Annotated in this window: 17 protein-coding genes; 3 read left to right on the top strand and 14 right to left on the bottom strand. The window is 47.0% G+C overall.

Features of this window, described 5'->3' with window-relative positions:
- The first annotated feature begins 91 nt into the window (after nucleotides 1-91).
- Entirely contained in the window at nucleotides 92-988 is an 897-nt protein-coding gene (locus tag K8S19_00355; GenBank protein ID MCD4812134.1) for a phosphate/phosphite/phosphonate ABC transporter substrate-binding protein, read from the top strand.
- A 153-nt stretch (nucleotides 989-1141) separates the two neighbouring features.
- Nucleotides 1142-2860 (top strand): methyl-accepting chemotaxis protein, encoded by a 1719-nt coding sequence (locus K8S19_00350; GenBank protein MCD4812133.1) that lies wholly within the window; start codon nucleotides 1142-1144, stop codon nucleotides 2858-2860.
- 187 nt (nucleotides 2861-3047) lie between these two features.
- Here the strand turns inward: K8S19_00350 and hflX are convergent, their stop codons facing one another.
- Nucleotides 3048-4358 (bottom strand): GTPase HflX, encoded by a 1311-nt coding sequence (gene hflX / locus K8S19_00345; GenBank protein MCD4812132.1) that lies wholly within the window; start codon nucleotides 4356-4358, stop codon nucleotides 3048-3050.
- A gap of 146 nt (nucleotides 4359-4504) precedes the next feature.
- Between hflX and K8S19_00340 the strand changes: the two genes are divergently transcribed.
- On the top strand, nucleotides 4505-7045 hold the full coding sequence (locus K8S19_00340) for a fibronectin type III domain-containing protein (protein ID MCD4812131.1): 2541 nt from the start codon (nucleotides 4505-4507) through the stop codon (nucleotides 7043-7045).
- Nucleotides 7046-7104: 59 nt separating this feature from the next.
- Here the strand turns inward: K8S19_00340 and K8S19_00335 are convergent, their stop codons facing one another.
- The 13 genes from K8S19_00335 to hisD form a co-directional block, all read right to left on the bottom strand.
- Nucleotides 7105-7698: a methyl-accepting chemotaxis protein gene (locus K8S19_00335; protein ID MCD4812130.1), complete on the bottom strand. Its 594-nt coding sequence runs from the start codon at nucleotides 7696-7698 to the stop codon at nucleotides 7105-7107.
- Nucleotides 7699-7749: 51 nt separating this feature from the next.
- Complete coding sequence (locus K8S19_00330; GenBank protein ID MCD4812129.1) at nucleotides 7750-8181, bottom strand: hypothetical protein; 432 nt, start codon at nucleotides 8179-8181, stop codon at nucleotides 7750-7752.
- 44 nt (nucleotides 8182-8225) lie between these two features.
- Nucleotides 8226-9071 (bottom strand): inositol monophosphatase, encoded by an 846-nt coding sequence (locus K8S19_00325; GenBank protein MCD4812128.1) that lies wholly within the window; start codon nucleotides 9069-9071, stop codon nucleotides 8226-8228.
- Between the two features lie 143 nt (nucleotides 9072-9214).
- A complete protein-coding gene (locus tag K8S19_00320) occupies nucleotides 9215-10747 on the bottom strand; it encodes a hypothetical protein (GenBank protein ID MCD4812127.1) in 1533 nt (510 codons plus the stop codon).
- Between the two features lie 13 nt (nucleotides 10748-10760).
- Nucleotides 10761-11336 carry an aminodeoxychorismate/anthranilate synthase component II gene (locus K8S19_00315; GenBank protein MCD4812126.1) on the bottom strand — a complete coding sequence of 192 codons (576 nt, stop codon included), beginning with the start codon at nucleotides 11334-11336 and terminating at the stop codon, nucleotides 10761-10763.
- Nucleotides 11333-12844 (bottom strand): anthranilate synthase component I, encoded by a 1512-nt coding sequence (trpE, locus tag K8S19_00310; GenBank protein ID MCD4812125.1) that lies wholly within the window; start codon nucleotides 12842-12844, stop codon nucleotides 11333-11335. Before trpE ends, K8S19_00315 begins: the two co-directional genes overlap by 4 nt.
- A 332-nt stretch (nucleotides 12845-13176) precedes the next feature.
- Nucleotides 13177-13560 (bottom strand): phosphoribosyl-AMP cyclohydrolase, encoded by a 384-nt coding sequence (gene hisI / locus K8S19_00305; GenBank protein MCD4812124.1) that lies wholly within the window; start codon nucleotides 13558-13560, stop codon nucleotides 13177-13179.
- Nucleotides 13561-13630: 70 nt separating this feature from the next.
- Nucleotides 13631-14398: an imidazole glycerol phosphate synthase subunit HisF gene (hisF, locus tag K8S19_00300; protein ID MCD4812123.1), complete on the bottom strand. Its 768-nt coding sequence runs from the start codon at nucleotides 14396-14398 to the stop codon at nucleotides 13631-13633.
- A 2-nt stretch (nucleotides 14399-14400) separates the two neighbouring features.
- On the bottom strand, nucleotides 14401-15126 hold the full coding sequence (gene hisA, locus K8S19_00295) for a 1-(5-phosphoribosyl)-5-[(5-phosphoribosylamino)methylideneamino]imidazole-4-carboxamide isomerase (GenBank protein MCD4812122.1): 726 nt from the start codon (nucleotides 15124-15126) through the stop codon (nucleotides 14401-14403).
- A 9-nt stretch (nucleotides 15127-15135) separates the two neighbouring features.
- Complete coding sequence (hisH, locus tag K8S19_00290; protein ID MCD4812121.1) at nucleotides 15136-15744, bottom strand: imidazole glycerol phosphate synthase subunit HisH; 609 nt, start codon at nucleotides 15742-15744, stop codon at nucleotides 15136-15138.
- A gap of 190 nt (nucleotides 15745-15934) precedes the next feature.
- Complete coding sequence (hisB, locus tag K8S19_00285; protein MCD4812120.1) at nucleotides 15935-16537, bottom strand: imidazoleglycerol-phosphate dehydratase HisB; 603 nt, start codon at nucleotides 16535-16537, stop codon at nucleotides 15935-15937.
- A complete protein-coding gene (hisC, locus tag K8S19_00280; GenBank protein MCD4812119.1) occupies nucleotides 16537-17622 on the bottom strand; it encodes a histidinol-phosphate transaminase in 1086 nt (361 codons plus the stop codon). Before hisC ends, hisB begins: the two co-directional genes overlap by 1 nt.
- A gap of 84 nt (nucleotides 17623-17706) precedes the next feature.
- The gene (gene hisD, locus K8S19_00275; protein ID MCD4812118.1) at nucleotides 17707-19041 is read right to left on the bottom strand and encodes a histidinol dehydrogenase; all 1335 of its coding nucleotides are present in this window, start codon (nucleotides 19039-19041) and stop codon (nucleotides 17707-17709) included.
- Nucleotides 19042-19224 lie beyond the last annotated feature (183 nt).

Genomic DNA, 19224 nt, shown 5'->3' with positions numbered 1-19224 from the left:
TCCCTGTGATGCATTATTATAAAGTAATACTTTTCACTCATAAATACCAATGTTTTTTTTAGGTTGCTAAACTATTAAAAAGGAGAAAAAAATGACAAAAAAATTATTAGGAATTATGTTGATCTGTTTTAGCTTGGCGCAAGCGGGAGAAATCTGGGCAAAAACATATTATCTCGGTATTTTGCCACTTAGAAAACCCACGGAGATGATGGAAAGATTCAAGGGAATAGAAAAAGTTCTTCGCGCGGAAACCGGCCTGGATATACGTTTAAAACTGTATCCCACCACCGGGGTTACCGGCGGATACACTGCCGTGGTGAAAGATATTGTGGCCGGTGAAATTGATTTTGCATTTCTTGCGCCCGTTACCTGCGTACAAGCTGCCGGCAGCGGCCCGGTGCTTCCCTTTGCCTGCGCTCAAAAATCCGGTTCCCCGACTTATTACGGCCATCTCGCGGTTAAAGTTGAATCTCCCTACCAATCACTTAAAGATTTAAAAGGAAAAAAAGTATGCGGGACCAGTCCTTCTTCCACTTCCGGCAATCTCATGCCGACCGGCTGGCTGAAAGACCAGGGAATTGACAAATTTAAATATTTTCAATTTGAACATCTCGGCAGGCATGATAAAGCTGCGCAAGCGGTTATTATTGGACAGTTTGCCGCTTGTTTCATAAATGAAGCCACTTTCAATCAATACAATGAAGAAAAAGAACAGTTGCGAAGTCTCTGGCGGCATCCTGCCGTACCGGAGTTCCCGCTTTGCGTCAATACCAAAACAATTCCTAAAAAAGAATTAAAAAAAGTCAAACAGGCACTCCTTAACATGCATAAAAAAAATCTTGCTGATATCCAATTGGTGAATAAAAAATACGAAAAATGGGTATCTATAGAATTAGCGGATTATAATACGGTAAAAAAAGCGTGTGATTCGATTCACGGTGAAAAATTTTATGACCTGGATTACTGGAAAAAAAAGTTTGATAAATAAATTATACTGTCTGATTAAGGAATGCTTTGGTTTCAGGATAACTATAATCAACTAAAAGGAGCTCCGCAAACTTTTGGCCGAAGCCGGATTCACCTAGTGCAGCTCCTTGTCGGCGGGTTAATCTCATGTTGATTCACTTTCATAACGGAGTCTATGATGGGGGAAAAAACAATTTTTTCGAAAACTAAGGTTCTGGGTTTAAGTATTCTTAATAAATACTTGATTGTAACCGTTGCCCTGCTCGTGGCAGCCATTCTTGCCTTGACGCTGTCATTTTCCTTCAACATCCAAAAAATCATTCACACTGAAAATATCATCCGGTTAAAAACCTTATCTTCAAATCTGGCGACCAATTGCAAGGAGATGTTAGTGTCATGGGATTATCCTTTATTAAAAGAAGTCTGCACTGACGTGCTTAAACAGGAAGATATTATCTATATTACGATTTATGATGACCGCGGCCGGATAATCGGTGATAGCGACTATTCCCGCGTGAGCCGGGAAGAACCTGAAATATTTAATGAAATAACCCAATTTGATTACAGTCAACCTGTTCCTTATACCAAAACTGTTGAAGATTCATTTTATATAAACAAAACGAAACGCGAGGATAAAGACGTCATAGAGGCGAGAAGGAAGCTGTTGATAAATGGCCGACTCATCGGCGCCATGGTGCTGGGTGCTTCACAGGAAAGATCAAATAAAATTATTCATACAGCGACACTACAGATTTTTATAATTTCCATAGGTATTCTTGTGCTTGGTGTTATCGCGGCATTTTTCTTTACGCGTACTTTAACCAGGCCGATTAAGCTTTTACAGGCGGGTGCCCAGAAAATTGGCGCCGGAGATCTAACACACACTATAAACGTCAACACCCGCGATGAAATCGGTCTATTGGCCAGTACATTTAATAATATGAGTCATTTTCTCGAATCCATCCAAACTGCAATCTTCCGCACCAAATCCCTGACCGAGACCCTGCAGCGAATCTCTGAACACTTGTCATCCCTGGCTGAAGAAATCAGCGCCGCAACCCAGGAGGTCACCAGCAATATCTCCTCTGTTGCCACCAATGCCGAGCAGCAGCGGGAACATACGGTCAATTCGGCCAAAACCATCCAAGACCAAGCCGCTTCCCTGAAAAAATTCCTTACCTCCCTGGATGAGGCCAGCAATCTGGCCCGACTCACGCATTCTACCGCCGAAGATAGCAGCCGGATCATTCAGTCCGCCATCGAAAAAATCAACCTCCTTTTCAATATCTTCGATCAAAACGTCCGCCAAGTAGAAGAGCTCAGCGGCACGATTCAGGAAATTGACCAGATGCTTGAAGTGATCACGCAGATCTCCGAGCAAACCAACCTGCTGGCGCTAAACGCAGCGATCGAGGCGGCCCGGGCCGGCGATGCGGGCCGGGGCTTTGCTGTGGTGGCGGACGAGATCAAAAAGCTGGCCGAAGAATCCGGGGATGCCACCAAACAAATCGGCTCTCTGGTGCAACGCATCCAGCATGAGAACCGGTCTGCGGTCACGTCCATGACCGACGGTGCCAAACATGTAATATCCGGCCGGGAATCCATGACTGAATCTGAAAAATCACTGGCCATCATCGTAAAATCCGTCAGCAACCTGGAACAGCGCGTGGCATCCATGTCCACCCTGTCCAGTTCGCAATTGGAACGAACAGACGAAGTCCAGGGCAACATGCGGGAAGTAATCGTGTTCGCCGAAGATAATGCCTCCGCACTGGAAGAAATCGCCGCCAGTATGGAAGAACTCAACAATTCCATGGTCTCGGTCACCGACAGTATTCAGGAAATCTCCACCGCCTCCGACTCCCTCCAGGAATCCATCCGAAAAATGACCTGATCAAGCTTCCTCAAAAAATTATCTGTCAGTTAACTTTTTCAGGACTGGCTGGATATTTTTATACAAATATCCACCTTTGGCGGTATTGACTCGCTTCAGCAATGGCTCACCCGGCACCCGGCATTCGCCCCCGCATACGCCGGGCAAGCTGCTCATTGTGTTCGCGTTGGCACGATAGATAAAAATTTTATTTCCCGGCGAGTTTCATTTCCTTTTTCCACTGCTTGACGAGACCAATGATTTGGGGTGGCAGCTCCGCTTGCAAGGTGATAATTTTGGGTCCATAAATTTCTTTGATGATCCGGCCCCGGCGTTTAATCAACGAAAGAATATCGGACTGGTTATAAGGAATTCTCAGGATGATTTCTTGCCAGGTCTCGGCCAGTTGCACTTTGAGTGCTTCTAATAAATCCTGGATCCCGTCCTTTCTCAAAGCTGAAACTAAAACACAGCCGGGGAATTGGTACCGCAAACGGTGGTGCATGGCACGGCTCACTAAATCAATTTTATTGAAAACCAAGATAACGGGTTTATCCCGGGCCTTGAGGTCTTCGAGCACGCTGTTGACCACTCGAAGGTGCCCTTCCCAGTCAAAATGTGAACAATCAAGGATATGCAGTAAGAGATCAGCGGAGACAACCTCTTCCAAGGTTCCGCGAAACGCCGCCACCAAATGATGCGGCAAGCGACGAATAAACCCGACTGTGTCGGTGAGCAATATTTCCTGACTCGGCGGCAGGATCAGTTTACGGGTAGAAAGATCCAGTGTTGCAAAAAGCTTGTCCTGTACAAAAGCATTTTCGCCGGTCAATGTTTTTAACAACGCGGATTTTCCGGCATTAGTATACCCAATCAGGGAAACCAATGGCAACGGAACAGATTCCCGTTCCTGGCGATGGAGTTTACGTGTTCGCTTAAGGGTCTCAATCTGCTTTTTAAGTACAGAAATTCGGGTACGTAATTGACGACGATCTTGTTCCAGCTTGGTCTCGCCCGGACCTCGGGTTCCGATCCCTCCACCGAGACGGGAAAGTTCCACCCCTTTGCCGCTTAGTCTCGGCAATAAATAGGAATACTGGGCCAGTTCCACCTGAAGCTTGCCCTCATGCGTCTTGGCGCGCTGTGCAAAAATATCCAAAATAAGCTGAGTGCGATCAATAACCCGAACCTCAAAAACCTGCTCCAGATTTCGCTGCTGGCTTGGTTTGAGTTCGTGGTCAACAACCACCAAATCAACCCGAAGTTCATCAATTGTTTTTTTGATTTCTTTGGTCTGGCCAGGCCCAAAAAAAAGTGCCGCATAGGGATGGGGACGGGAAAAAAGTCTGTTCCCGGCAACATCACCACCCGCAGTGATGGTTAGGCGTTCCAATTCTTGCAATGATTCTTCCCCATCATCTGCACCACCTTGAAATTTAAGACTGATTAAGTAAACTTTATCCAAGCGTATCTTCCTTTCCACCAGCTGCACAGGCTTCTTTCCAGAGCCTGCCTGCATTTTTATATGATTATACACGATCACTATCGATCTTACCCAAGCTTTTTGTAGACCCCCGGCTGAAGCCTATGGTAGAATCGTCCACATACTACACTTTTTCTTTCTATTCACTATATGATTTTCCTCATTTCACGATGGAGTCGACAATGACATCAAAAATCACACAGTTCATCATTGCAGTCTTTTTTCTATTTCTCAGTGCGTCCGGCGGATTTTCAGAAGAACTGACGGGGCAATCACCCACCCCCAACCTGGCTGTCTCCAACCCAACGCAAAATTCCATTCATGTGCGCTGGGAAACCATTGCGGGAGCCACCCGGTATGAACTCTCCTTCGGCACCGATGAAGGCGCTTCCAACCGCAGACCCATGTTTGTAAGCAACACGAAAAAAAATCTAACCCGACTTTTACCCAATACAATCTATCGTGTAAAAGTCCGGGCTATTATTGGCGGCCGGGCTGCTGCCTGGAGCAAAATCCAGTCTTTTTCAACCCAAATTCCCATGATGACCGATCTGGAAGCGGATACGATTACTGATACATCTGTGCATCTTAACTGGAGCGATCGCTACCGTGATCTACCTGATATTTATTATGAGCTGTCTTACGGAACAGATACGGATGCCAGTGTGGATGGATTCAAAACAACAGAAAAAAACTTCACAATGGTTCATGATTTAAACCGTAATGCCACCTATTATATTAAAATCCGGGCCAGCAATCCCAAAACCCAGGGACCTTGGAGCTTACCCATCTCAATTACAACACTTCCCTTTGCTTCTGATCTGGCACCCAGTGGATTGTCGGTTCGCAGCGGGAACAATTCATCCGCTGTTTTAAACTGGCATAAACTCGCCAACGCAAGCACTTATGATATTGCGTATGGTACAGATCCGATTGGACAAAATATCGGTCTGGTACCTACCGAAAACAGCAGCTTCACTTTTCATCTTTCTCCAAATACTCAGTATTACTTTAAAGTGCGTGCAATTGTCAATGGCACGACAACCCCCTGGGGAAAAAGCACTCCTTTTTTGACCCTGCCTTCCAAGCCGCGTGGTGTCTCGATTCTTGGTCAGACCAATAACCAGGCAATTATTGGCTGGCAATCCCTTGCCGGCTCGCGCATTTCCCGCTATTACCACATCCAATGGGGTACTGACAGCCAGGGTACCAATACCGGGACAACCATTACCGCCAATGCCACTTACACGCTAAAAAACCTTTTCCCCAACCGAACCTATGCTGTCCGCGTTCGTACAGTCAACACAACCGGGTCAAGTTCCTGGACTCTGCCGGTCAGCTTTAAAACCCTGCCTGGCGGATTAAAACAAATGGTGGTTTTTGATGTAAAGCACGCAAGTGCCAAATTACGCTGGCCGAGGCTGCGGCAGGCCAGCGCGTATGAACTTGCTTATGGTCTGGATGTCGAAGCTGGAAACAGTCAATCAATTGAGGTAACCGCACCACCGACCGAAATCATCGGCCTCATTCCGGAAGCCACTTACTATGCGAGGATCCGCCCGATTTTACCCAACAACCAGGTCGGTGCCTGGTCCAATATTATCAGCTTCACCACCTTCCCGATTCCCCTGCAACCCAACCAACCCAGGATTACTGAAATTACCGGAACCTATGTCAATTTAACCTGGTATGCGCAGGAAGATATCAGCACCTACGAGGTTTCCGTTGCGCTTGACGACAATCCGCTCGAGAGTAAAGTCCATACTTCCCATCAGAATAAAACGCGTATCAGCGGTCTCAAAAAAAACAGTATGTATTATTTAAAACTAAGAGCGCTCAATTTAGGCGGCCCCGGCAATTGGTCTGAACCGGTCCGTTTCGTCACACTCCCTGCCGAGGGACCACGAAATTTTACGGTCTCCAACATCTTGCCCTTTGAAGCTTATCTGGGATGGGAACCAGTAGCCGGCAGTATGCCTGTCACCTATGAAATCCGTTATTCACCCCAACGCCGTCAATGGACGATGCTTAAAAAGCGCGAAGGGACTTCCATGACTTTAAAACCGCTTGACTCAAACCGCAAGTACAGAGTCCAGGTTCGGGCAAGAAATTATTCCGGAGTGGGTCCTTGGAGTTCCCTCGTTTCGTTTGAAACCCCGATTGCACCGCCAAATTCCGCACCGGCCCTGTTGCTTGCTTCAGAAGTGTCTGATATCGCTGCGATGCTTAGTTGGAAAGCCATGCAGGCGGTCACCGGCTATGAGCTTAGTATTGGAACAGATGTCAGCGCCGGTAATCGCGGTATTGAAAAACTCAAACAAAATAAATATGCCATGACAGGCCTCAGTCCAAATACAAGCTACTATATTAAAATTCGCGCTTTTAATACGTCAGGTGAAGGCCCTTGGTCAGACACCATGTTGGTCACAACCCGTCCCTCACCGCCTATTACCGCACCGACCAATCTGGCATTCTCTGATATTTCTGAAAATGCTTTGACCCTCACCTGGATTTCCGACAAATACTATTTTCAATATGAGGTCAGCATCGGTACTGATGGCCAGGGACAAAATTCCGGCCAGCCCAAGGCGATCAGCACGCCGCCGTATATTTTCAATAATCTCACTCCCAAAACCACCTATTTTGTTAAGGTACGCAATATCAATCGCGGCGGCGGCGGTCCTTGGAGCCGTATTTTAAAAATCACAACACCGAAGGAATAATTCACAAAACAAAAAATCCCTGCACCAACAAGGTGCAGGGATTTTTTTATTCATTCAAATCAATGATTTAATTTAAAACGCTGAACATCCTTTTGCAATTGCTGCAAAATCTTGCTTAATTTTGACAGGTCCTTGGTCAATGTCGGAGAAACTTTAGACTTGGATGAACCGCCTTTTTGAATTTTACTGATCAACCCGGCCATTTCTTCAATCATTTGACGATCAGTCGAAAGGTTGCTGCGCAATGATTGAACCATCTCATTGAGCAAATCCGCCAATTGCTTAAACTCATCCCCTTTTCGCAAGCCGATATTCAAGGTCAAATCACCGGCACGAATGGCCTCAATCGATCGTTCAAACCGATACATGGGACCGGCAATCGAATGAGAAACAAAAACCGAAATTACCGCAGCAGTCAGCATAAAAATAATCAAGAGTAAAACCATGATCTGATTTACCGAAGCAAACAGCGGCGCAAATTGTGCGGCAATTTGCGGAACATTATAAAATTCATCCATAATTTTTACCCAAGTCGTGTAATAAACCGTAAAAGCAATCACCAACGCCATCACAACAATACCAAACATCACCCTGCCAATATACCGGAATTGAAAATCCTTATTAATGATGTAATTTCTTCTCCGCCATTGCATCGAAACGGTCACCTCCCAATGGAAACCCCGGCAAACAAAACTCACCGAATTTTAATAGGCTGAATATGAAATTCCCCGTGAATCAAGACCGATGGAATTAATAAAAATCTGTCCGCTTTCATAATTATAATACCACCCACTGCCATACCCTTCAGGCGCACTGTTGCCATAGGTCACTTCATTCCCCACCGGTGAAAGCACACCGCCCCGAGGATGCAAATGATCTACTGCCGGCAATTCCTCCATATAACGACTATAGGGAGATCCGGGGCTGAGCTCGCGCGGAAAAATACCATTGTGGTCCTGATAATACAAAAGAACCGCTTGCCGAATTTGATACAAGTTCCCCACAGTAGTGCCTTCCCGGGTTTTTTCTGATAACTGCGAAAACCGGATGACCACAATAATAATTAAAACCAGCAATACAATCGCGGGCATCAGCCGCCTTCGTATTTTCAGCATTCTTTCTTGACTGTTTGCCATGCCAGGTCCTCCTGTCAAATTCTTAAGCCATCTGAAGTCTGCGATTATTTTCCCAGGGTTATTGTTGCCTGATCCGCTTTTCTCATCATTTGAACCAAGTCGCTGTGTAAAATACGGTTACTGGCTAAAAATGTTCCACCATAAATCGTCAGAGTTTTTCCCTGCAAATTGGTTATCCTGCCGCCCGCTTCATGAATAATCAATGCTGCGGCAGCCACATCCCAGGGTTTGAGTTTATATTCCCAAAAACCATCAAAACGTCCACATGCCACATCACAAAGATCCAGTGATGCTGAACCCGCCCGGCGAATTGCCTGGCAGTGCCGAGAAAAATAAAAAAATTCCCTAAAATTATTAAGCGTACTGATCTTCAAATCATAAGGAAATCCGGTTGCCAAGAGTGCCTGCCGCATTATTTTAGTTTTTGAAACACGAATAGGTTTAGTGTTTAACCAAGCGCCCTTGCCTTTTTCTGCATAAAAGAATTCATTGAGCATGGGGTTGTATACCGCTCCCATGATCATCTTGCCTTGATGCTCAATCCCGGCCGAAACACTAAAATGAGGAAAGCGGTGAGCATAATTGGTTGTGCCATCCACCGGATCAATAATCCAGCGGTATCGCCCCCGGGATGCCGGTTTTTCAGGAAATGATTGGCCGCTCGCTTCAATAAGTTCCTCAGAAAGAATTTCATGATCCGGAAAATTTTTAGAAATTGTCTTAACAAAGTGTTGCTCCACCTGTTGATCCATTTCCGTGACCATATCAATCTCGCTTTTAAAGGTAATGCTGCGTTGGTCGGAAAGCTTCCGTTTCAACAAACGACCTGATTGAAGTACGGTTTTTTGCAATGTATCTCTTAATCGACTGATTGAGGTTGCATTTGCCATGTCGTGATTCCCATCGTTTTTATCAAAGACACACTTAATTAAATATTTATTTATTGTAGCATTTGCCCAACAATGGCGTCAATCAAAAGCACCCTGGACACCGTCGTGCCCGCCGGCGGTCAAAACCGAACATCCCGGAGGTATCACTCACCGGGAAAAACCGTAAAACGGATATTAAAATATCCTAAAAAAGCCCAACCCTGATTCCAGTGCAGGTAGGCCACATCAAAATTAAACAGCCTATCAACATGCAGATTAATCAACACCGGGTGCTGCTGTGAAATCAACTCACTGTTTAACGGATACATGATCTCCAGGGCGGCGTTCATCCGGCGGGCGACGGGAAAATCAATCCCCATATAAAAAAGGTTACGCGTTCGTTCCGTCTCACCATAGCGCATATATTTGGAAAGGTAGAAAAACGGATCTCCCAAAGATCCCAGCGAATACCCGCCATGAATACCCCAATTGCCAAAACTGCGGCTCAGACTTAAATAGCCGCCCCATACATAATCAAATTCTGTTTTTTCCGAAAAGGTAAAACTGCCGCTGGCTTCACTTTGCTGTCCGGCAAAAAGCAGTAAAGAAGCCTTTCCACCCAGCGCGGCGGCCAAAGGAAAATATTTGTTTTGTTTTTCTGTTAAAAAGGTGTATTTTACATCTGCTGTCAACAGCCAAAGACTGATCGGGTCCAAATAGAGTGCAAATTCAGATAGTTCCTCATCCTGCTCGCCGTAAAGCGTCCCAATATAGTATGTAAACTGCATGTCTGCGGTAAATCCAAGATCATCATGCCCCAGTCCACGATAGGCTGTGGAGGTAAGCACCAAACCATTGCGGTTTCGGGGGCGTGATTTGCCAAGGACTGTTTTTGAAGCGGCACTGGTCTGACCTTTGCTATCGACCGTTAAAACTTGATACTGATATTCCACCCCCGGCATCCCGGTATCATCATAAAATTCTTCCTTACTGATCACAATCGTGGTAACGAACGCCCTTTTTTCCGCACCCGGCAGCGCGCGCATGACCCTATAACCACTCACATCATGTGATGTTTTAAGTGTTTTTTTCCAAGTAATACGAACCCTTTCTTCCAACGTTTCTGCTTTGATTTCCGATGGAATCCCGGGCGGTTGTGAGGGTTTTAGTACAGCACTGATTTTGTGGGAAGCCACAAAAGTGGTGCCTTTGCCATCGACTGCAAAAACCTGGTAAAGATAGTGGGTCTTCGCTGTCACGGTACGATCTACAAATGAAGTGGTCGGCTGCGGTGAAGCGGTGATCACCTCAAGAGTTTTTCCCACCTCAGCTTTACAAACACGATAACCCAGAAATCCGGAAAAAACTGTTCCGGTGTTCGTCCAGGCAAGGGCGATTATTTCTGCGGTGGCAGCTGCGGTTAGACCGACTGGATCAACGACCTGCAATTGAGAAACAACACTGGCTGTCAAATTATTCCCGGATACCGCCTGAACAGTGTTCGAAACAAGCTCAACCTGACCAGGCATCCAAAACCGTTCCCGGGATGTCGGGGTTATCGATTGCGCTGCAACAGATATTTCTTCAGAAACCGTCACCGCATGCAATGCTTCTTCAATCAAGGACATTTTCTCAGCCGCCCAAGCCGGCACGAGTGCCCCAAAAAATAAAATGAATAAAACTGTAATCCAACGCATGGACCGCCCCTTTTTATTTTGGCGTTTTCATTTTTAAAAAATTCTTTAAAATTTGTTTTCCTGCGCCGGTAAGAATGGATTCCGGATGAAACTGCACACCCACCGTCGGCAAACTTTTATGCCGGATACCCATAATTTCTTTTTCTGCGGTCCGGGCTGTGACCAGTAATGTCCTGGGAAATTTGTCCGGTGAAACGATCAACGAATGATATCGCGTCGCGGTAAAGGGATTTTTCACACCGGCAAAAACACCTTTGCCGTCATGCTTTACCTGTGAGGTTTTACCATGCATCAGCCGTTGGGCGCGTACAACCTTCCCGCCAAATGCCTCTGCAATTGCCTGATGCCCCAGACAGACACCTAAAATCGGGAGACGGCCGGCAAAGGTCTTGATTGCACTGACTGAAATCCCCGCCTCTTTGGGAGTACAAGGACCGGGCGAGACAACAATTCGCTCCGGCTTGAGTCGGGCAATCCCGGGAAGATCAATTTCATCATTGCGAACCACCTTAACCGTCCCTCCCAATTCACCTAAATATTGAACAAGATTATAGGTAAAGGAATCATAATTATCGATCATCAAAATCATCGACCTGCTCCTCGCTTTCCCACAGCCCTGTGAGGAAACCCATTTTCGTTGGCCAGTTCCAATGCCTGTACAAGTGCCTGCATTTTATTCAACGTTTCCTGATATTCCCGTTCCGGCCTGGAATCCGCTACAATACCGGCAGCTGCCTGAAGATGGTAGTAACCGTCTTTATAGACAATTGTACGAATCGTAATGCATGCATCCAAATTTCCCGTATAATCAAAATAGCCGACCGCCCCGGCATAAGGGCCCCGTCGGGTGGTTTCCAATTCTTCAATAATCTCCATGGAACGTATTTTAGGAGCGCCGGTCACTGTTCCGGCCGGAAATGCAGCTTCCAACGCATCAAACTGGTCTTTGCCAGGCGCGATTTTTCCTTCCACGTGTGAAACGATGTGCATCACGTGTGAGTAACGTTCAATAACCATAAGTTCGGGAACCTGCACCGTGCTGTAACGGCAGACACGCCCAACATCATTTCTCCCCAAGTCCACCAGCATAATATGTTCCGCGCGTTCTTTGGGATCTGCCAATAATTTTTTTTCCTGCAAAAAATCCGCTTCAGGTGTTTTCCCGCGGAGCATCGTTCCGGCAATCGGCCGGGTCGCGACAACGCTCCCCGTTTTTTTCACCAACACTTCCGGAGAAGAACCGATCAATTCGCACTCCGGAAACCGCAAATAGTACATATACGGTGAAGGATTGACCATGCGCAGGGCGCGATAAACATCAAACGGCGCGGCCGAAGACGGGGTGGAAAGACGCTGTGAAATTTGAACCTGAAAAATATCCCCGGCCTTGATATATGCCTTACAGCGTTTTACATTTTCAAGAAATTTTTTCTTGCTGATATTGGATGTCAATTTTAATTTTGCGAAGTGCTTGCGCCGTTTCACGCCCGGAAGGGGCTGTTGCAGCTTTAACATTAATTTTTTAATGGAAGCCATTGCCCGTTGATAGGCTTTGTCCGGTTTGCCGGTCACGTGAACATTACTCACAATTTTAATCACATGTTTGACATGATCAAACACCAGTAAATTTTCTGTAAATACCAGCAGCGCTTCGGGCAATCCCAGATCATCCGGATTATGGGTTGGAAGTTTTTCAAAATACCGGGCCAGATCATAAGAAAGATAACCCACCGCCCCCCCGTGAAAAGGCGGCAGCTCCGGGGTCTGAACAATCTGATAGCGCTGCATGAACTGCCGCAACACGTGAAAGGGATTCCCGCCATGCGAAATAATCCGCTTTTTCCCATCCTGTAAATGCTCCAGGATTCCACCGCGCAACGAAAGCACCTCTGAAGGGTCTGCGCCTAAAAAAGAATAGCGGCCGATTTTCTCGCCGCCTTCAATGCTTTCCAGCAAAAAAGCGCGTTGGGCTTTATCTGCGATTTTTAAAAAAGCAGATACCGGCGTCTCCGTATCTGCCGGCAATTCGGCATAGACCGGAATCAGATTTCCCTGACGGCACCTTTTTTTAAATTCTGATAGTGATGGGTAAAACATTTCCAGGACTCCTGTTTGTATGTCGCAGAGGTCATATAAATCAATCTCTTTCCAAAAAACACGGAATGAACGTGCCCATACACTGCTATTTCCGGCAAGTATTTATTTTATTCATTTTTTTCGCATAAAGCAATCACTCTATTTCCAAATAGCTACGGTTGCCTGGATACCCGAACAGTCTTGTTTTTCAATGAGCAAACTCAGTTATAGCCAGTGGTTGCGTATCAGAAAATATCAAGTGCTAGCCGACTTGGTATGGTCGCGACAGTGCCGTACTCATTGAAAAACAAGACTGCCCGGGCATCCCCCGTACAACGGTATCTTCTACCCGGCTATTTATTATACGCTTGCTTGGGATCAAATACTTTCTCGCCGCTTTCTCGCAGGCTGCCATCCTTTTCCACCACCCGATAAAAACATGACCTGAATCCCACATGGCACGCGCCTCCGACCTGTTCCACTTTCATCACCACAGCATCCAAATCACAGTCAATCCGCATCTCCTTGACATGCTGCAGATGACCGGAGGATTCCCCTTTTTTCCAAAGCTTATTCCGTGAACGGCTATAATAATGTGCAATGCCGGTCTCGATGGTCAATCGGAGCGATTCTTCATTCATAAATGCCTGCATTAAAATTTCGTTATTGACCACATCTTGCACAATGGCCACAATTAAGCCTTGATCATTAAATTTCATCTCCTGAGGAATTGCCATGGTCGTGCCTCCGATTTTCAATTCTTATTATGTAGGGGCAATTCATGAATTGCCCCTACATATGTTTTTTTCACGCCAGCCGCACTGCGACTCCGCGGCGCGCCAAATACCGTTTGGCCTGTGCAATGGAATATTTACCATAATGAAAAATACTGGCTGCCAACACCGCGTCCGCCCAGCCCTGATCCAACACATCCGCCAAATGCTTGAGCTGACCGGCACCCCCACTGGCAATCACCGGCACGGTGACTGCTTTGGAAATTTCCCGTGTCAATTCAATATCATATCCATTCTGAGTTCCATCGCAATCCATGGAAGTCAACAAAATTTCACCCGCACCAAGTGCCACACCCTGCTTAGCCCAATGGATGGCATCGAGCCCGGTTGGCGTTCTACCGCCATGGATGAAAACCTCCCATCCCTTCCGCCCCTTTTCCCGGCGGCGCGCATCAATCGCCAGCACAATACAACTACTTCCAAACATCTGAGCAGCTTTTTGCAATAGCTCCGGTTTTTGCACTGCTGTGGTATTGATCGAAACTTTGTCAGCGCCGGCCCGCAACAATTCGCGGATATCGTGAACAGTCCTGATCCCGCCGCCTACTGTCAATGGCATAAAAATATTATCCGCACAACGCTCAACCACCCGGATCATGGTCCGGCGACTTTCCACACTGGCGGTAATATCCAGAAAAACCAATTCATCGGCGCCGGCCCGGTCATACACCTTGGCCTGCTCTACCGGGTCGCCGGCATCCCGCAAATGAACAAAATTCACTCCTTTGACAACACGACCATCCTTGACATCCAAACATGGAATAATTCTTTTTGCCAGCATCCTTATTTCCCTGCTTCCACAATCGCCTGCTTAAGCTCCAAAACACCGGTATAAATAGCTTTACCGATAATGCAGCCGGAAACACCATATTTTTCAAGATTTTTCAAGTGCGTGATATCTTTCAGGCTGGTAACACCGCCCGAAGCAATCACGGGAATCGTCACAGCACTGGCAATCGCTTTAATACTTTTAAAATTGGGTCCGGATAAAAGACCGTCCCGTTTTACATCCGTATAAATGATATTTTTTACGCCGGCTTTTTCAAGCTCACGTGCAAACTCAATCGCCGGTTTGTCGGTGGTATCTTTCCAACCCCGGATGGTAACTTTTCCATCACGCGAATCCAATCCTCCCACAATTTTAGCGGCACCAAACTTTTTAATTGCTTTGGAAAGAAACTCCATCGACAGGGCATTTGTCCCGAGAATAACGCGTTTAATACCATGATCCAACAGCTCCTTGATAATGCTTAAATCACGGACACCTCCGCCGAACTGGATCGGTATTTTCACTGCCTTGGCAATCTGATAAACATGCTTCAAATTTTTCGGAACACCGGTCAGGGCACCGTCTAAATCGACAACATGGAGATACTTGGCACCCTTCAATTGCCACAACTTGGCCATCGAGGCCGGTTCTTTTGAATACACCGTCTCATCACGAACTTCGCCTCTGACCAATCTGACACAGCGACCTTTTCTTAAATCAATTGCCGGATAAACTACCATACTTTGCACCTAACCTTTCAACAGGCTTGCCAAATTGTGATAGACCTTCAATCCAATTGCCTGGCTTTTTTCCGGATGGAATTGGGTTGCACATATATTATTTCGACCTACTACTGCAGCTACTTCAATACCGTATGCCGTGGTTGCCAGCAATACGTCCTTATCTTTGGGATCACAATAGTAAGTATGTACAAAATACATATAAGCGCCTTCTTTAATTCCTTTTAACAGCAGCGCACGTTTTTTCATAATAAGACTATTCCAGCCCATATGCGGAACTTTGAGTTTCTTCGGGAAATGCCGGACTTTACCCTGAAAAATACCCAGCCCGGCATGATTACCAAATTCCTCGGAACTCTCAAATAAAAGCTGCATACCCAGACAAATACCTAAAAAGGGTTTGCCTGACTCCGCCGCCTCTTTGAGTGCACCGACCAAGTGCTGTTGATTCAAATGCGCCATCGCCTGTCCAAAAGCGCCCACACCAGGCAAAATTACCGCCTTGGCCTTTTTTATTTCAGACGCCTTGGAAATAAACTTCGATTTCAATCCTGCTGCTGCACAAGCTTTTTGGACTGAGTGCAGGTTCCCCATTTTATAATCAACAATACCTACCATCATCTTTCCTTTCAAAACCGACATCCCAACTGCATCAATAGTCAACTGTATATACTATTCGTTGAGAGGGTAAGCATTCGTATTTTTCAAAGCGAGTACTGTTTAAGCTTCCCGTAGGGGGCGAGTTACGCAGCCGAAAAACACGAATGCTTACCCTCCCAACGAGCTCGGCTCATTTTTCAATAATTGATTATAAACTTCCCTTGGTACTGGGAACACCTTTTTGCCGCGCATCACGGGCGATTGCCTTACGCAGTGCCCGCCCCAACCCCTTAAAGGCCGCTTCCACCAGATGGTGGGTATTGCCGCCGGTCTGCTGAATAATATGCACCGTAATGCCGGCTGCATTGGCCAATGCACGAAAAAATTCGATCACCAGCTCAGTATCGAAATCCCCCAATTTTTTCTGACGCAGTTTCAATTGATAATTTAAGTACGGACGGCCGGAAATATCCAAGGTCACCTGAACCAGTGATTCATCCATGGGAATCAATGCCGCACCGTAGCGCACCAGTTGCCGCTTATCTCCCAATGCACGGAGCAATGCCTGACCCAAAGCAATCCCAATGTCCTCAACCAAATGGTGCTGATCCACTTCCAGATCCCCTTTGGCTTTTATCTGGATATCCATCAGGCTGTGTCCGGCCAGAAGGGTCAGCATGTGCTCGAAAAACGGCACACCGGTATCCAAGCCGCTTTTACCGTTTCCATCCAAATTTACCGAGAGTTGAATATCCGTTTCCTTGGTTTTCCGCTTTACTGTTGCCGTGCGTTTTTTCACCGCCATAGTCATCACCCCACAGATTGCAGTACTTTTTGGATTCTATCCAAAAACACGTTATTTTCCTCCACCGTGCCAATGGTCACCCGAAGGCAGTCGGAAAGCCCCTCTGTTTTTGGAAAACCCCGAACTGCGATATTGTTCCGGGCCAGTTGATCCTTTACTGCTTCGGCATCCGGAACTTGTATCAATAAAAAATTTGATTGGCTGGGATAAACAACCACACCCTCCAGCGGTCGCAGAATTCCGGCCATGCGTTCGCGCTCGCTAACAATCAGCTTGGCATTGGCCTTCCAAAGACCGACATTTTCCATGGTCTTTAACGCCACCACCTGGGCAAAAGCATCCAAATTGTAAGGCAGCCTGACCCGATTGATAATATTTACTATTTTCTCATGTCCCAGCAAATAACCGATCCGAATCCCGGCCGCAGACATGGACTTTGAATAAGTATTGAGGACCACCAAGTTGGGATAGGCCGCCAGTTTGGGAACCATGGTCTGAGTACCGAATAAACGGTAAGCCTCATCCACCACCACCAGTCCATCCGTGGCTTGCACGATTTCTTCCAGCATGCCCACATCAAACGCATTACCGGTCGGATTGTTTGGACTGGCAATAAACAGTATCCGGCTGTTTTCCGTTTCCATCTCTTTTAGTAAATTTTCTTTGTCCAGCGACCAGTCATCACGCAACCGGACACCCACCGGTGTCCCGCCCAGGGAGATGGTCAGGAGACGGTACATGGCAAAAGTCGGCGTGGGAAAAACCGTCCGCGTACCCTGTCCGCCAAAACAGACCTGAAGGTCGCGAATAATTTCGTCGGAACCATTTCCCAAAACAATATTCTCTTCCGCCACACCTTCATAGTGTGCGACCGCTTTTTTCAACTCCCGGCACTCCGGATCAGGATAGCGATTCCAGGAATGCTCCATAAAAATTTTGCTGATTTCTTGCTTCATGTCCTCCGGGATGTCAAACGGACTTTCATTAGCATCCAACCGTATCTGCGGCCCGGCCGCCTCGGGTACATACGGCTGCAAACCGCGTACCTCCGGCCGAATCCATTCATTTATTTTTTCTATTCGGCTTTCCATAACCGCCCCTTTGATCACCCAGCTGCACAAGCAAAACGCGACACGTCTTTATTTTTTCCACCGTTTTTTCATAGCCACGGCTGATTACTTTTGAATTCGTACCCGGATTGAACCGGCATGGGCGCGCAGTCCTTCTGCTTCCGCAATTGTGATCGCAGCCGGTCCTTCCTTTTGCATTCCAGAGTCAGAATATGTGACCACACTGGTAAAATGTTCAAAATCGCGTACAGACAGGGGCGACGACCAACAAGCGGTCCGGTTGGTCGGCAGCACGTGATTCGGACCGGCAATATAATCTCCCATCGCCTGAGCTGTCTGAACACCTAAAAAAACGGCCCCGGCCCGGTTAATTTTATCCAACAGCCGGTGTGGTTTGGCGATCTGCAAAGAAAGATGTTCCGGTGCATACGCATCCGCCAATTTTACAGCCTGATCAAGTGTCGCGGTCTTCACCGCGATGGCAGATTGAAACGCCGTAGTCAACTCAGGATACATTTTAACCAAACCGCTTGCTGCTTTCATTGCAAGCGCCATCACTTTGGCAGACGGTGTCACTAGTATGGCGACTGCCCCGGAACCATGTTCCCCCTGGGCAAGTAAATCCCATGCCAGTGCTTCCGGCCGGGCAGTCTTATCCGCAATGATTAAAATTTCGCTTGGTCCGGCCAAGCTGTCAATCCCAACTGTGCCCACAACCTGGCGCTTGGCCTCGGTTCCGAACACATTGGCAGGCCCCACAATTTTGTCAACACGCGTAATGCTCTGCGTTCCGAATGCAAACGCACCGATGGCAGTTGCCCCGCCAAGCCGGTAAATAACATCCACCCCCGCCAATTCCGCTGCATACAAAATCGCCGACAGTATCTCTCCTTTGGGGCCCGGTGGTGTTGCCATGATAACGTCTTTCACCCCTGCGACCCGAGCCGGAATGGCATTCATCAAAACAGTGGATACCAGCGGGGCCACGCCGCCGGGCACATAAATACCCACCCGGTTTAAAGGCTGCCTTCTTTCCAAGAGCCTCACCCCGGGCCGGGAAACAACTGCCGGTTTTCTTCCCAGTTGTGCCCGATGAAAGCTGCGAATATGGGATGCCGCCTTACGCAATGCCCGCTGCAAAACCAGCGGAACCTGCTTTTTTGCAGAGTGACGCTCAGCCGCAGAAATTTTCAATCCTGCTGCTGTGGTCTTATATTTTTCCAACAACCGTGTATAACGCAAAACCGCCCGGTCTCCCTGACGGCTGATCTCCGTAAGCATGCGCCCTACAGCTTCCCGGGCGGATACCGGCTTACTAAAAACGCTTTTTGTTAAAGCATCCCTCCGAACTCGCAAGGGATCTGAATGACCGGTTTGTCGTTTAAGGTACTGCTCCCAAATTTTCTTTCCGGCAGCTGTTTGAATATTTACCTGACGCATACAAAAACTCCATATTTCCCTATTTTCATCCAGCCAAACGATTCATTTAGGATCTCAGGGGTTTAATCCTCATTTTGATGTGCGACGGAAAGTGAAGTGGATTTCCCTGAATAAAGATGTGTACTATAGCATGGCCCACAGCGTTTTTTCAATGGATTTCCCTGCTTAAATCCCTTGTTTCTA

This window comes from bacterium (genome assembly GCA_021108215.1).
In the GTDB taxonomy this organism is placed as follows: Bacteria; Oederibacteriota; JAAXVQ01; order JAAXVQ01; family JAUVAV01; genus JAIORK01.
This window is presented reverse-complemented; position numbering and strand designations above follow the sequence as displayed.